Raw genomic sequence first — 15,265 nt, forward strand, 5'->3', positions numbered from 1 at the left:
GGTTTGGAGTATATATTCAACTTTAGGAGGCTATAAATCAATAATTAACAGACAATTTACTGCTAATTTATGCATGCGACCCAAGATTAAGAAATATATATTAATAAACTTAAATATTTATCTATGTTGTCATCGCGGCCAGCAAATCCGCCTGCGTGATGATGTGCACCTGCTCAAGCTCGTCCCGGACCAGCAACGCCTTGTTCTCGCGGTCAATCAGCGAAGAAAGCACATCAACCGTGTTGTCCAGACCCACGAACTTAAACGGCTTATCCATCACCTCACCAACGGGTACGTCTTTGATAGTGGGATCTTCAATGAGCTTATTCAGGATGGTGGCATCGGTCAGACTGCCGACAATGTGTCCATTTTCGTCCGTAACCGGAATCTGCGAAATGCTCTGTTTGTTTAGCGTCCGGATGGCTTCACTGACAGTCGCTGCGGCGGGAACGGTGGTTAGTTGGGAGCGGCCATTTTTTCCCCGGACTATATCACGCGCAGTAGCGAACTCCCGGGATTCGAGGAATCCATGGTCTTTCATCCAGGTATCGTTGTAAATTTTGGCCAGATAACGGGTGCCATGATCGGGCAGCAAAATCACCATCACATCTTCTTCTTTGAGGTTTTCTTTGGCCCATTCCAGTGCGCCGTGCACCGCCGAACCGCACGACCAACCCACAAAAAGCCCTTCCTCCCGCGACAGCCGACGGGCCATAATCGCCGCATCTTTGTCCGTCACTTTTACAAAATGGTCGATTAGACTAAAGTTAACGTTCTGAGGCAGAATATCTTCGCCGATGCCTTCGGTTAAATACGGATACACCTCTCCTTCGTCGAAAATTCCGGTCTCTTTGTATTTTTTGAAGACTGATCCGTACGTATCAATCCCAACGGTCACTACCGAAGACTGTTGCTCTTTCAGGTATTTAGCCGTCCCACAAATGGTTCCTCCCGTGCCAACACCCGCCGCAAAGTGCGTAATTTCGCCTTCGGTATCCCGCCAGATCTCAGGGCCAGTCGTGTCGTAATGCGCCGCCGTATTGGAAAGGTTATCGTACTGATTGGGGTATAGGGAGTTTGGAATTTCCTGATTTAACCGCTTCGCCACAGAGTAGTAAGAACGTGGATCATCGGGCGTTACATTCGTAGGACACACTATTACTTCGGCCCCAACCGCCCGGAGAATGTCCATTTTCTCCTTCGATTGTTTATCGGCCATCGTAAAAATACATTTGTACCCTTTGCCGATAGCCGCCAGCGCCAGACCCATTCCCGTGTTGCCGCTGGTTCCCTCGATGATGGTACCGCCCGGTTTCAGAATGCCCGCTTTTTCGGCGTCTTCAATCATCCGAATCGCGATGCGATCTTTGACCGAATTACCGGGGTTAAAATATTCAACTTTGGCCAGCACCGTTCCTTTAATGCCTTTTGTGACCTTATTCAGTTTCACCAGCGGCGTGTTGCCAATCGTGTCTATAATGGAATTGTAGTACTTCATAATCCTGTTACTTTATCTCTTGACATAACTCAACTAATACGCCATTTGTGCTTTTCGGATGCAGAAAAACGACCATTTTGTTGTCCGCTCCTTTTTTCGGTGTCTCGCTCAGAAACGTAAAGCCCAGTAAGCTCAGCCGTTCAATTTCAACGCGCAGATCATCCACTTCAAACGCAATGTGATGAACACCTTCCCCGCGTTTTTCGATGAATTTGGCAATCGGGCTATCCTCCCGAGTCGCTTCGAGCAGTTCGATTTTTGTGTCCTTCACCCTGAAAAACGACGTAGCCACCCCTTCCGATTCGACGGCTTCCGACTTGTAAGGCTCCGCGCCCAAAAGCCTGGCAAATAATTCGTTAGAAGACGCTATGTTTTTAACGGCTATGCCAATATGTTCTACGTTGGTCAGCATAATCAACCTGTTTTTTTTCGTTGGCGTTTTTAAGGCTTCTTTATGCAGAGTTAACCAAAGTTGACCAGACTTTTAGCAGGAACAGCGCGAAACTTTTCTTTTCGGCGCAGGGTTTTTATTTTAGCACACAATTGACACGTACTGCTATGGTTTCTGTTACTGACAAAGCGAAAGATAAAATTATTGAACTCCGCCAGAAAGATGGCCTGACGGAAAATTACGCCATTCGCGTAGCCGTTCAGGGCGGAGGCTGCTCTGGCCTGATGTATGATCTTCAGTTCGATACGGCGCAGCAAGCCACCGATCATATTATTGAAGACAAAGGAATTAAAATTTATGTCGACCGCAAGAGCCTGCTGTATCTAGCTGGTACTGAGCTAGATTTCTCCGATGGCTTGAATGGCAAAGGCTTCCAGTTCAGGAATCCAAATGCGTCTCGCACGTGCGGCTGCGGCGAAAGTTTTGCCGTCTAGCCTCAAATAATATCCGGGCTTTACGCTTTTTGAATTACATTGGTTCGTGAATTAAGTGTGGTATTTGTGTAAAAACACGTATCATGACTAATCATTAATCAATGTAATTTCTGTTTCTGATGAAAGCCAAATCCGTTTTCCACTCCCGCACGACGCTTACCGAATTGATGATTCCTTCCTACGCCAACTTTGGCGGGAAGATTCACGGGGGTATTTTGCTGTCATTGATGGATAAAGTTGCCTTTGCCTGTGCATCGAAGCACTCGGGTGCTTACTGCGTGACGGTTTCTGTCGAAGGGGTGGAATTTAAGCAGCCAGTCGAAGTGGGCGAACTTGTTTCGCTGTTGGCTTCGGTCAATCACGTGGGGCGCAGCTCGATGGTGATCGGCATCAAGGTGATTGCCGAAAATGTCAAAAAAGGCACGGTTAAGCATACCAATACCTCTTATTTTACGATGGTCGCCAAAGACGATGACGACCGCCCTACCGAAGTACCACCCCTCCTGCTTGAGAATAAAGACGACATCCGGCGCTTTCTGGAAGCCATCAAACGGAAAGAGCTGAAAGCCAATAACCGAATAAGTTTCGATAATGAAAAAACCCGCCTGTTTATGGAAAACGGCGGGCTGGATTTGCTCAAAGGCGAACGCTGCGTACTGGCTTAATTGGGTAGACGCAACGACTGCCAGGTTACTAATTGCCACTGATTGCCGTTTTTCACGTAAACATCCGTGTAGCGAAAACTCGTGTTAAGCGGCTGGCCATTCGTGAAGGCTTTTATCTCGCAAACGCCATTGAGAATGGCCGTTTTGCCGTATATCCGCGCCTTAAGCTCTTTCGAATCGATCGAATTATACTGCATACTACCATCCTTGATCGATTGAATAAAGGCCTGTTTCGTATCCGTTTTTCCACTGGAATGGATGTAAACCAAATCGCTGGCCAGTACTTTGTCCAGATACGTCAGGTCTTTGCTCACCTGCGCTGCAAAGCGGGCTTTTTCAACGTCCAGTACAGCTTTTTCGTCCGCGCTGGTCGATTGGGCATACCCCAGTGAAGTAGTGATTAGTAAGCCAAAAAAGAGTAAATACTTCATGCTTTGATAAGCGTTAAAGAGTTGATTGGTTAGATTCCTGATTATTTAGGGTATAAAGCACAGAATCCTTTCTGCTTACTGCGTTAACCGATAACTCGTTTAAAATACTTCACGGGCAATTTTCGTGATGTTGTCTGATTTGCCCATTGTATAAAAATGCAGCACGGGCGCACCCTTAGCCATCAACTCACGGCACTGCTGAACGCACCATTCAATGCCTACCTGACGCGCCTGCTGGTCATTTTCGCAGGCTTTCACGGCCCCAACCAAATCTTCGGGCATGTGGAGGTAAAAAATACTCGGCAATACATCCAGTTGCCTGCGCGTACTGAGCGGCTTCAGCCCCGGAATAATGGGAACGGTAATGCCCGCAGCACGGCATTGATCGACAAAGGCAAAATATTTCGCATTGTCAAAAAACATTTGCGTGACAATGTATTCAGCTCCGTTATCGATCTTTTGCTTTAGGTAGCGCATATCCGTCTCCGAGTCGATGGCCTCGAAGTGCTTCTCGGGATAGGCCGCTACCCCGATGCAAAAATCCGTCGGGCTCAGCGCCGTTTCCCCTTCGTGCAGGTAAATACCGCGATTCATGTCGCATACCTGCGCAACCAACTCACTGGCGTAGCTATGGCCGTTTTCCTTGGGCTTAAAATCCTTGTAAGGCTTTGCCGGATCGCCCCGCAGCACCAGCACATTATCGATTCCAAGGTATTGTAAATCAATCAGAAAATCTTCCGTTTCACCTTTTGTAAAGCCCCCGCAAAGTACGTGCGGCACGGGATCAACCCCGAAGCGATGCATGATGGCCGAGCAGATGCCAACGGTGCCGGGGCGTTTCCGGGTAACAATTTTTTTGATCGTCCCGTCTGGTTCTGGCCGTTCAATGTATTCCTCCCGGTGGTAGGTTACATCGATGAACGGAGGCTTAAACTCCATCAACGGCTCAATATTATCCAGCAGATTTTTCAAATTGTCGCCTTTGATAGGCGGAATTACTTCCAGGCTAAAGATGGTTTTACCAGCCGCTCTGCGAATATGTTCAGTAATCTTGGTCATTTGCGATCAGAAAAGATCCCAAAACGCTTCTACGCGTTATATTTTGGGCAGGACAAATTTAGAGGATAATGCGCGATAACTGGCTGCATTCCCTCCTTGATTCCCGTTTTTTCGGGATAAAAATTTCAGTGTCCTTTTTCAGTACAGGCAGACCTCCTCTGAAGGCTTCGTATTTACTTTTGCAACTTAAAAAAGCCCCAGCGAATCGCGGCAATCGCCATCCCTACCCGACTTTTTACGTTCATTTTTTCAAAAAGCGATTCCCGGTAGCCGTCCACCGTGCGGGGGCTGACGCACATTTTATCTGCAATCTGGGCGTAAGTCAAATCGCTGCACGCCATTTTCAGAAATTCATGCTCCCGACCGCTGAATTTGAAATAGGCCGTCGGCGCATCATTTTTTGCAGGATCCAGAACTTTCACCAATCGTTCGGTTAACGAAGCCGAGTAATGATAGCCTTTGGTACACACGTCATCCAGCGCCTGCCGTAGTTCCGCCGGACGACAGATTTTTAACAAATAGCCCCGCGCGCCGCTCTGAACCATGCGAACGACGTGATCTTCCTGATCCATCATGGATAAAGCAATGACCTTGATATCGGGGAAATTCTGCTTTAGATAAGCTGCGGTTGTGAAGCCGTCCATCTCGGGCATATGGACATCAAGCAACACGAGCTGAGGCCGGTCGCCCCGATTCAGGTATTTTAGCAGGTCCCGCCCGTGTTCAGCTACAATAGTGACTTCGTAATTATCGAATTTTTGCACCAGATCCGACAAACTGTAGGCAAATAGCCGATGATCATCAACAATCGCGATAGAGGTTTTCACATAAATAGCTTTTGAGGTAAGTGTCTGGAACTTACGGGAAATAGCCCCTTAAGTCAAATACTTGTTCATCTATTTATGGAACGTGATTATTTCTAGGAAATAGTCAATTTTAGAAGCTGTCCTAGAGGTGTTAACCACCTCTAGGACAGTTATTTTCAGGCGTCGTAACTTAAAACGGGAGCCAACCAGCGTTCCACATCCTCCACGCTCATGTTTTTCCGTTGCGCATAGTCATGTACCTGGTCTTTATTGATCTTGCCGGTAGCAAAATACTTCGATTCAGGGTGCGAAAAGTAAAACCCACTCACCGACGAAGCCGGATACATGGCAAAACTTTCGGTTAGCTTGATGTCGATTTTACCCGCGTCCAGCAAATCAAAAAGCGTCGCTTTTTCCGTATGATCCGGGCAGGCCGGATAGCCGGGAGCGGGACGGATTCCTTGGTAATCTTCTTTAATCAGCTGTTCGTTGGAGAGTTGCTCATTGGTTGCATAGGGCCAAAATTCCTTCCGAACCCGCTCATGCATCAGCTCCGCAAAAGCTTCGGCCAGCCGGTCGGCCAGGGCCTTCACCATGATGCTGTTGTAATCGTCGTGGTCACGCTCATACTGCTCCAGTAAGGTTTCGATGCCAATACCAGCCGTAACGGCAAAGCCACCGATGTAGTCTTCCCGCCCACTTTCCAAAGGCGCAATAAAATCGGACAGGCAGAAGTTAGGCAACCCCGGTGCTTTCTGGTTTTGCTGACGGATAAAGTGTAAAACGGCTTTGGTGTCGTATACTAACTCCCCGGCCTGCCCTAAATCCAGCTTCCCCTGCCCGTTGACGTTCGCTTGCTGGCGGCTCAGTTTATATTCCAGATGCGTATGCGACCCGTGCCGCTCACAAGGAATCTGCCTAACAACTTCCTCAAAATCATGCAATAAAACGTCGTCCTCCGTTGAGTTAGCGGGAAAGAACCCAACCACTGCCTTGGCTTTCAGGAGCTTTTTATCGATGATTTCCTGCAAAAGCTGCTGCGCATCGTCGAACAGCTTCTTCGCTTCGTTTCCTACCACGGCATCCTCGAAAATCTTCGGGTATTTTCCGTGCAGCTGCCAGGTCTGGAAAAACGGAGTCCAGTCAATGTATTTGGCAATGTCGGCCAGCGAATAATCGTCAAAGTACCGATTACCCAGGAAAGTGGGTTTGGTTGGTTCAAAATCTGCCCAGTTGATCGCTACGCGGTTGGCGCGCGCTTTTTCAATCGTCAGCGTTGTTTTATCTTTTTGCCGCTTGGCATGATCGGCGCGTAGTTTGACGTACTCGGCTTTAATTTCCTGGAAAATCAGATCGCGCGTTTCAGAGGCTTCACTCGTCAAACGCCCGGCAACCGGCACGCTTCGGCTGGCATCCAGCACGTGAATGACCGGTCCCGAATAATGCGGATCAATTTTTACGGCGGTATGAATCCGGGACGTTGTTGCCCCGCCAATCAGCAACGGCACCTTGAAGCCCTGCCGCTCCATTTCTTTGGCTACGCCGACCATTTCATCCAGTGACGGCGTAATCAAGCCACTCAAGCCGATGATATCGACATTGTGTTTCTTGGCCTCTTCCAGGATTTTCTGGGTCGGCACCATCACCCCTAAATCGATGATTTCGTAGTTGTTACAGCCCAGGACAACGCCCACAATGTTTTTTCCAATATCATGCACATCGCCTTTCACGGTGGCCATCAGGATTTTCCCAACGGCTCTGGCCCCCTCCGATTTCTCCGCTTCGATGTAGGGAAGCAAGTAAGCCACCGCTTTTTTCATCACCCGCGCCGATTTCACGACCTGCGGCAGAAACATTTTTCCTTCGCCAAACAGATCGCCAACGACGTTCATGCCATCCATCAACGGGCCTTCAATGACCTGCAAAGGACGGTCGAATTGCTGACGTGCCTCCTCTACATCCTGGTCGATGTAGTCGGTAATGCCTTTCACCAGGGCGTGTTTCAACCGTAAACCGACCGGTTCCAGCCGCCAGCTTTCATCCTGAACGATTTCTTTGCCTTTCGCCTTCACGGTTTCGGCAAACTCAACCAGTCGCTCCGTCGCATCCTGGCGACGATTTAGCAGCACGTCTTCGCAGCGTTCGAGTAGATCTTTCGGAATTTCGTCGTACACGCCCAATTGTCCGGCGTTGACGATGCCCATGTCCAAACCCGCTTTGATGGCGTGGTAGAGAAAAGCCGAGTGCATGGCTTCGCGGACCACCTCATTGCCCCGGAACGAGAACGAGATATTAGACACCCCACCCGACACTTTCGCTAACGGCAGGTTTTCCTTGATCCAGCGCGTAGCGTTGATAAAATCAACCGCGTAATTGTTATGTTCTTCGATCCCCGTCGCAACCGTCAGGATGTTCGGGTCGAAAATAATGTCCTGAGGGGCAAAGCCAACCTGATCGACCATAATTCGGTAAGCCCGCTCACAAATTTCAATCCGACGCTCGTAGTTATCGGCCTGACCTTGTTCGTCAAAAGCCATTACTACAACCGCCGCCCCGTATCGATTAACCAGCTTAGCCCGTTGAATAAACGCTTCTTCGCCTTCTTTGAGCGAAATAGAGTTGACGATGGCTTTGCCCTGGACGCATTTCAAACCGGCCTCGATCACCTCCCACTTCGAAGAGTCGATCATGATGGGCACCCGGGCAATATCCGGTTCAGCCGCAATCAGGTTCAGGAAGGTGGTCATGGCTTCCACCGAATCCAGCATTCCTTCGTCCATGTTAATATCGATGACCTGCGCCCCGTTCTCCACCTGTTGCCGGGCGACCGACAAAGCAGCATCGTAATCACCGGATTTAATCAGTCGGGCAAAGGCTTTCGAACCGGTTACGTTGGTCCGCTCCCCGATGTTGACGAAATTGGTGGTTTCTGTAATTTTCAGAGGTTCCAGACCCGACAGTTTCTGGTAAGGTTCCGGCTGTGGCTTAGGGCGGGGCTGGTAGTTGGCCGCTACCTGGGCGATGGCCTGGATGTGATCCGGCGTCGATCCGCAGCATCCCCCGACAATATTGACAAAGCCTTCTTTGATAAAGTCCTCAATCTGAGCGGCCATGCTCTCCGGCGTTTCGTCGTACTCGCCAAACTCATTCGGCAAACCCGCGTTGGGATAGGCCGATGTAAAGAACGGCGACTCTTTGGCCAGCGTCTGCACGTAGGGGCGCATCAGCTCGGCCCCCAGCGCACAGTTTAGCCCCACACTCAGGAGCGGCAAATGAGAAACGGAATACAAAAAGGCCTCCGTCGTCTGTCCCGACAAAGTCCGACCCGACGCATCGGTAATCGTCCCGGAAACCATGATAGGCAATGGTTCCCGCCTGGTGTCTACAAAATATTTGTCAATGGCAAACAGCGCGGCTTTGGCGTTGAGCGTATCGAAAATCGTTTCGACCAGCAACAGGTCCGAACCGCCTTCGACCAGTCCCCGCACCTGCTCGTAGTACGAATCCACCAGTTGATCAAACGTGATGGCGCGGTAACCTGGATTGTTCACATCCGGCGAAAGCGAAGCCGTGCGGTTGGTGGGTCCCATAGCCCCGGCTACGAAGCGGGGCTTGGCGGGATTTTGCCGCGTGAACTCCACGGTCGTTTCTTTAGCAATCCGCGCCGATTCGTAATTCAACTCATACGCCAAATCCTCCATGTGGTAGTCGGCCATCGCGATGGATGTACTGCTGAAGGTGTTGGTTTCCAGAATATCCGATCCCGCTGCTAAGTATTGCCGATGAATCTCCTGAATAATATGCGGTTGGGTAATGGACAGCAAGTCGTTGTTTCCCTTCACGTCATGCGGCCAGTTCTGAAAACGTTCCCCCCGGTAATCCTCTTCTTCGAGTTTATAGCGTTGAATCATTGTCCCCATTGCTCCGTCGAGAATGAGAATCCGACGCTCCAGAAGGTCTTTTATCTTTTCCAAGTGTAATTATAGTTTTAAGCCCACCTAAACAGTTGATGATCAATCAAAAAACAGACAAGGGCTTATCGTCAGAAGAGGAAGTTGGCAGTTCGCCGCAGCGATCGACATTTCTCTTATCTCTCCCCGCCAGCGGAGCGGGGTGGAATGTGGCACCGTTCTAAAAAGGGGTTGCCAAGACATCGTTGGGTCCGATCCCTCCGTCTTTCTTGATAAGCTGTTGCAAAAATACACAAAGAGGCTTGTTTTGCCAAAATGATTATTTCGGACAGAACAAACCTCCCTGATTAAAATAACAAACTCGTTTCTAGCGCATTGTATCTGCTTTAGCGGTCGCATTGGCCGAAAGCATTTTATAAAGTGCGTCGCCTACCCGCTGGTTGACAAGGGGGCTGGCGTGCGCGTCGTTACGGCCCACAATCCGATCTTTAGGATCCAGGTCTTTGGTAACACTGCTCACTTCCAGAATGGGTACCTGCTGCTGCGCAAAATAGGTTTCTACAGGCTGGGTATACATTTTGGTTTTCTCGAAATTGTGCGAGAACGGAAAGATAACCACGAACAGACGAACGTTATTTTTCTTGCTATAATCCACAAAACGACTCAGATCGCGGATGTGGCTGTTCAGAATCGTTGTGTCGGTGTAAACACGTTTGGCGTAATCCTGATAAGGCGCGAAGTTTCCGTGCGGCAGTTGCCAGTAAATGTAGTTCAGGAGATAAGAGCGGGCAAATAAAGGCCGGGTCGGGCCAGGAACATCGGAGTAAGGCTCAAAGCCCTGGGGGACAACGCCTCCGTCCCGGGCGGCTTTCTCAATATCATTCGGAAAGTACTGCAACACCATCCAATCGGGCTTAACGCCGTATTTTTCAAAGCGTTCGTATTCATCCCGCGTATCTGATCCCGAAACCCCTAAATTATAGACTTCGTACTTATCCCCCAGCTTTTGGGCCAGGACATTGGAAAAGCGATCCTCTACATTCTTGATTCCGTGGCCCGCCGCAAAGGAGTCCCCAATGACCATTACTTTTGTTTTTCCCAGCGAATCGGCATGGTCTTCATCCCGGTATCCTTTTTCATTAACCGGGCTCCAATAGCGTTCAAACCAGATTTTTGAGGCCAGCGTGCTGTTTCCCTCGTGGCTCTGCGAAATGGTCATAAATACCATCTCCAGAAAAACCAGCAACACCAGCAGCGGCACAAACAGCGTGGCCACGTTAATCAGCCATTTCGGTGCTTTGGGATTCTTGACAATGTTGTAGTAAAAAATTCTCAGTAAATCGTAGAGGAAGAGAAATAAAACAACACCTTTGGCGAAGCGGATGTAGGCGTTGTCGAACAGGCCATGAAATGGATAGGAAAATGAAATTTTGAGTCGCTCGGGAAAAAACAGCAAAACTGCCAGCATGCTTATTAAAACAAGTCGCAGCAGGCTAGTAACTAATTTGGAGGTCATTGTATTTTAAATTGGTGGAAAAAGCAGGTATTCTTAGGGCGCCTTGATAAATTACCGGAAAAGTACAAACAAAGTGGCGCTATTCAAATGTTGTCTTCAGAAACCGAGCAATTGCTTGAGGGAAAGGCTGACGATTCTTTACCTTTATTTTTTGGATTGCTACGAAGAATGCGGTTGGCCTATTAGGCTGTTCAACCGCAAAAACACTATATTTGGCCGTTTTCATTTACTTTTTCGTTTACATTATTTTGAAACTAGCAGCCATTGATATCGGCTCCAACGCCGCCCGTTTGCAGATTTCAACCGTTCTGCACGTCGACGATGTGATTAGTTTTAAGCGCGTCGAGTATGTCCGCTTCCCGCTGCGTTTGGGGCATGATGTTTTTACATTTGGCAAACTTACTCCCGAGAGCGAAGCCCGAACCACCAAGCTGATGGAAGTTTATCGGCTCTTGATGGAATTACACGAAGTCGAAGACTACATGGCCTGCGCCACGTCGGCCATGCGTGAATCCCAGAACGGACACGAGGTAAGCGCCCGCATCAAGCAAGCAACCGGCATCGATATTCACATTATTGACGGCCAGAAAGAAGCGGAAATCATCAACAACGTGGTCGTCCAGGCGCTGGACGAGCGGCAGTATCTGCACATCGATGTAGGCGGTGGCAGCACCGAACTAAACGTATACCTGAATCGCCAGAAAGTTGCTTCTAAATCCTTTAAAATTGGTTCAGTACGGCTCCTGGAAGGAAAAGAAACCAAAGGCGCGTGGCAAAAAATGGAAAGCTGGATTAACGAAAATGTTGATAAAAGCCAGAAAATCATGGCGGTCGGTACCGGCGGAAACATCAACAAAATCTTTAATCTGGTCACTAAATTTTCCGACAATACCACCACGCTGGACGAGATTATCCGGATGAAAAATTACATCGCTGGCTTTAGTCTGGATGACCGGATCAACAAGCTTCGTCTGAATGCCGACCGGGCTGATGTGATTATCCCGGCGTCTGATATTTACATCTCGGTAATGCAGTGGGCGGGGGCCGCCAACATCATTGTTCCAGACTTAGGATTGCGGGATGGGATTATCCAGCTTGTCTATAATCGCTTGCTCAAGAAGCAGTCAAAAAAATAATCCTTCTTCGATTAGTCAATAAAAAACCCCAGTAAAATAATATTACTGGGGTTTCCTTTAGCATATTCTCTATCTATTTACTAAGTTTCTTGTGCGGTTTAGACACCCACAAAAAAATTTGGTCACATCTGATCTGAATATTTTCGTCATTTAATGCACAAAATTATACAACTGACTAATCCTCAAGCTGATCAGATTCCAAAATTTATAGAAAAAAACTTTTTATTTTTTCAGCCCCGTCATTTTCTTAATCAACCGGACTGTCCACTCCATTATTTTGCCGCTGTCAACCAGCATACCGGACTGGCAGAACTACACGGAATTTTATACGAACGGAATGGTTGGGCGATAAGTCCTTCGGCGGCTTCGTTCGGTGGAATTGAATTTCGGGACAATTTACCCACCAAGGTCTTAACGGATTTCATTCAGGCAATGATTTCCTTCTGCCGGGCCAACTCGTTGAAAGGGATTCGCCTGCTTTCTTATCCGTTTTGTTACGTGCCCAAAAACGCGCAGCTCCTGCACGAAGCACTTCTGGCGTCTGGTTATTGCGTCAGCTACGACGATCTCAATTATCACCTTCCCGTCACCAGCCAGCCATTGCTGAAATCGTTGTCGTCTTTCAAGCGCAATACACTTCGGAAAAGTAAACGGGCGGGATTTCACGGAGCGATCTGGCAACAACCTGACATTCATCAGTTGTTTGAATTTATTCGGCAAGCCCGTGAGCGGCGGGGCATTCCCCTTACCATTTCAGAAGAAAAACTAGGGAGCCTCATCCAGGATTTTCCCGACGTCTGCCACGTATTCGCGGTCTGGCAGCAAGATCGGCTGGCTGCAACTTCCGTAGGTATTCGCGTGGCCCCCGGCATTCTGTACCATTTTATGGGAGCTGATCACGGTGATTTTCTGGCGTATAGCCCTACAGTTTTGCTCGTCGAAACTTTATACAATTATTGCCAGGAAAATAACATTACACTTCTTGATCTGGGTACTGCCAGCAGCTACGGCGTCCGAAACGAAGGCTTAGCTTTCTTTAAACGACTTCTGGGGGGCCTGGAAAGTCCTAAATACGCCTACGAGCTGGCGTTTTAATTGACTGGCTTTCGCTTCGTGACCATCGCCCAGAAAGAAGCCACAATGTGATTGATGTCTTCAGAAACCCGCAGCAGTAAAATGAGGCCCACAAACAAGCCCGTTAAAACGGCCGAGCGAAAGACAATACTGGTTAGCGTGAAAAATAAATCGCCCTGCCACTCCGGTAAAATCAGCGACACGAGGTACGTTACAATTAGCACAAATAAAGCTTTCAGCGCCGCCGTGGTGAATGGCAACATCTTGTAAAAAACCCAGACCAGTGACACCCGGCTTACAGTATACAGCAACGTGGTCAGTGCCGTCGCCAGGGCCGCGCCGTTAAACCCATACAGCGGAATCAGGTAGGAATTGGCGGCGATGGCTACCAGCGCCATCACAATAACCAGGTAGGTCGAATAGCGAAAATGCTTGGAATAAGTAATCATTTCGGCGTTCAGGCCCATCGCCATATCGATCAGCTTCGAGAGCGAAATAAACAAAACCACCCATTTCCCCTGGCTGTATAAATCGGCTTTGGGCAAGACGCCGAGAATGCCGTCGATGTTGGTAAAAACCAGCAAAAAGGCCAAACCGCCTACCAAAAGCTGGTTCAAGGATGATTTGCGGTACAACTCGAGCACGTGCGTCCAGTTTTCTTCCCGGATGGAGTTCGCCAGCAAAGGCGTTGAAATCTGGGTAATGGATTTACGGGGAATTTCGATGATCCCGGCGATGTAGGTCGCAATGATGAAAATAGCCGTTTCTTTCAGCCCTTCACCGTGCGACAGCATAGTCCGGTCAATCAGCATCACCAGATTAATTCCAACCCCGCCCATCACGATAAATAGGCCGTAATAGACCATTTGCCGAAACATGCCGTTACGTAGCTGGCCGAAGTCAAAGCGCAGTGAAAACCGCCCGAGGTGCGCAATATAAAATAGTAGAATAATAACCGCTGATCCATAAGACGCTACCAGCAGATAGATCATCAGGTCAAAACTGTACCAACCCAGCCCAAATAGCAGGACAATAAATACGTTCGCCAGCTTTAAATACACCTCCCGCACAAAAGTTGGAATGGCAATGCGGGCATTGTTTCGGCAATAGGCTTCCAGCACGACCAGATAAATCCAGAAAATAGTCAGCGGAACGACCAAAGCATGGTACGGAATCAACTCCGGTGATTTGGCGGAGAAATAATTCTGGATTTGTTCTTCAAACAGGAAGTAGGCAAGCGTAAACAGGGCAACGCCAATCAGAGGAAACGACAGCAGAAAGCCCAGAAAACCATTGTGTTTGGTTTTGTCATCCCGGAAATAACTGAAAAACCGGTCGCCGATAAAGGGCGTTCCCAAGTGCGCAAAAGCTGCAAAAACCAGGCTGTTTTCCAGCAGGATACGCGAAATAGCCAACTGGTGGGGCTCCAGGAATTCGGGCGAAACCAGAAGCTGGTTTACAATGCCAATCGCAACGCCAATGTAGGCCCCCAGACTGGCTTTGAGGCTCTGGCGAATAATGATTCCCATTTTACAGTTTTACAGCCATGCGGCCCGTATAGTCGATCCGGTTGAGCAGCAACGGAATGTTGTTTTCGGCAAAGTACTGATCAACCGCTTTGCGCGCTCCATGCCAGTGGCCGTAGTCGTCAATAATCAAGACACCACCTTTGGCCAAACGCGGGTACAAGTGCACCAATTCATGATAAGTCGATTCGTACCAGTCGGTGTCCAGTCGCAGCAAGGCGATTGTTTCGGGTAATACCTGCGGAATTGTGTCCTCCACTTTCCCTTTGACGTACTGAATCTGCGCTGCCGGGTAAGCCGTCCGACCCATATTCTGCTGCACGTCGGGCAAGTCGGCCAGGCATTTATCGCGACCATCCCAGGTTTCGAACGCCTGGTCGCCCACAAAGTTGACGTCATTTTCGGTTGGCTCGCTCATGCCCTCGAACGTATCGTACAGATACAATTTCCGGTTGGTTTGCTTTTCGGCTAGTAGCGTCAAGGCACTCATCATCGAACTACCACCCCGCCAGACACCACATTCGACAAAATCCCCCTCGATTCTGGCTTTCAGCACGTATTGCACCGCCTGATGCAGCGCGAACAGCCGCTCCTGCGAAGTCATGGTATAGGGGCGACACTGCTCATACAAGCGCATAAACGCTTTTTCGCCCGTCATGTCGGCTTGTTTCAACTGCTCATCTTTCAAGCGGGTAACGCCGTAGCCGAAGCGGTTGGCGAGACTGATGATGCTTTTTCTAAGACCTTTTGTCATTCTA

13 protein-coding genes and 1 riboswitch are annotated in these 15,265 nt (G+C 48.9%); of the genes, 4 read left to right on the forward strand and 9 right to left on the reverse strand.

Annotated features, from left to right (window positions below; all coding sequences use genetic code 11):
- Positions 1–121: 121 nt before the first annotated feature.
- Together L0Y31_RS20855 and mce are read right to left on the reverse strand one after the other, a co-directional pair.
- On the reverse strand, positions 122–1,498 hold the full coding sequence (locus tag L0Y31_RS20855; protein WP_234735020.1) for a cystathionine beta-synthase: 1,377 nt from the start codon (positions 1,496–1,498) through the stop codon (positions 122–124).
- A 7-nt stretch (positions 1,499–1,505) separates the two neighbouring features.
- Positions 1,506–1,910, reverse strand: coding sequence for a methylmalonyl-CoA epimerase (gene mce / locus L0Y31_RS20860; RefSeq protein ID WP_234735021.1), 405 nt, complete (start codon positions 1,908–1,910; stop codon positions 1,506–1,508).
- A 146-nt stretch (positions 1,911–2,056) separates the two neighbouring features.
- Between mce and L0Y31_RS20865 the strand changes: the two genes are divergently transcribed.
- Together L0Y31_RS20865 and L0Y31_RS20870 are read left to right on the forward strand one after the other, a co-directional pair.
- A complete protein-coding gene (locus L0Y31_RS20865) occupies positions 2,057–2,383 on the forward strand; it encodes a HesB/IscA family protein (RefSeq protein WP_234735022.1) in 327 nt (108 codons plus the stop codon).
- 119 nt (positions 2,384–2,502) lie between these two features.
- A complete protein-coding gene (locus tag L0Y31_RS20870) occupies positions 2,503–3,048 on the forward strand; it encodes an acyl-CoA thioesterase (protein WP_234735023.1) in 546 nt (181 codons plus the stop codon).
- Here the strand turns inward: L0Y31_RS20870 and L0Y31_RS20875 are convergent.
- From L0Y31_RS20875 to L0Y31_RS20895, 5 genes are all read right to left on the reverse strand, one after another.
- Entirely contained in the window at positions 3,045–3,479 is a 435-nt protein-coding gene (locus L0Y31_RS20875; protein ID WP_234735024.1) for a nuclear transport factor 2 family protein, read from the reverse strand. The genes L0Y31_RS20870 and L0Y31_RS20875 overlap by 4 nt on opposite strands.
- Before the next feature lie 99 nt (positions 3,480–3,578).
- A complete protein-coding gene (gene metF / locus L0Y31_RS20880; RefSeq protein WP_234735025.1) occupies positions 3,579–4,538 on the reverse strand; it encodes a methylenetetrahydrofolate reductase [NAD(P)H] in 960 nt (319 codons plus the stop codon).
- A 173-nt stretch (positions 4,539–4,711) separates the two neighbouring features.
- Positions 4,712–5,365: a response regulator transcription factor gene (locus L0Y31_RS20885; protein WP_234735026.1), complete on the reverse strand. Its 654-nt coding sequence runs from the start codon at positions 5,363–5,365 to the stop codon at positions 4,712–4,714.
- A 155-nt stretch (positions 5,366–5,520) separates the two neighbouring features.
- Positions 5,521–9,318, reverse strand: coding sequence for a methionine synthase (gene metH, locus L0Y31_RS20890; protein ID WP_234735027.1), 3,798 nt, complete (start codon positions 9,316–9,318; stop codon positions 5,521–5,523).
- A 110-nt stretch (positions 9,319–9,428) separates the two neighbouring features.
- Positions 9,429–9,534: riboswitch (SAM riboswitch) on the reverse strand.
- Positions 9,535–9,622: 88 nt separating this feature from the next.
- On the reverse strand, positions 9,623–10,723 hold the full coding sequence (locus tag L0Y31_RS20895; RefSeq protein ID WP_234735028.1) for an SGNH/GDSL hydrolase family protein: 1,101 nt from the start codon (positions 10,721–10,723) through the stop codon (positions 9,623–9,625).
- Between the two features lie 296 nt (positions 10,724–11,019).
- Here L0Y31_RS20895 and L0Y31_RS20900 point away from each other — a divergent pair, with 296 nt between their 5' ends.
- Both L0Y31_RS20900 and L0Y31_RS20905 read left to right on the forward strand, forming a co-directional pair.
- Positions 11,020–11,907, forward strand: a complete 888-nt coding sequence (locus L0Y31_RS20900; RefSeq protein ID WP_234737083.1) for a Ppx/GppA phosphatase family protein — start codon at positions 11,020–11,022, stop codon at positions 11,905–11,907.
- Positions 11,908–12,060: 153 nt separating this feature from the next.
- Positions 12,061–13,002: a GNAT family N-acetyltransferase gene (locus L0Y31_RS20905; protein ID WP_234735029.1), complete on the forward strand. Its 942-nt coding sequence runs from the start codon at positions 12,061–12,063 to the stop codon at positions 13,000–13,002.
- Here L0Y31_RS20905 and L0Y31_RS20910 read toward each other — a convergent pair.
- The gene (locus L0Y31_RS20910; protein ID WP_234735030.1) at positions 12,999–14,510 is read right to left on the reverse strand and encodes a lipopolysaccharide biosynthesis protein; all 1,512 of its coding nucleotides are present in this window, start codon (positions 14,508–14,510) and stop codon (positions 12,999–13,001) included. The genes L0Y31_RS20905 and L0Y31_RS20910 overlap by 4 nt on opposite strands.
- Before the next feature lies 1 nt (position 14,511).
- A complete protein-coding gene (locus L0Y31_RS20915; protein WP_234735031.1) occupies positions 14,512–15,261 on the reverse strand; it encodes a TylF/MycF/NovP-related O-methyltransferase in 750 nt (249 codons plus the stop codon).
- Between the last annotated feature and the right edge of the window lie 4 nt (positions 15,262–15,265).

Origin of the sequence: Tellurirhabdus bombi (genome assembly GCF_021484805.1) — a bacterium.
GTDB lineage: Bacteria > Bacteroidota > Bacteroidia > Cytophagales > Spirosomataceae > Tellurirhabdus > Tellurirhabdus bombi.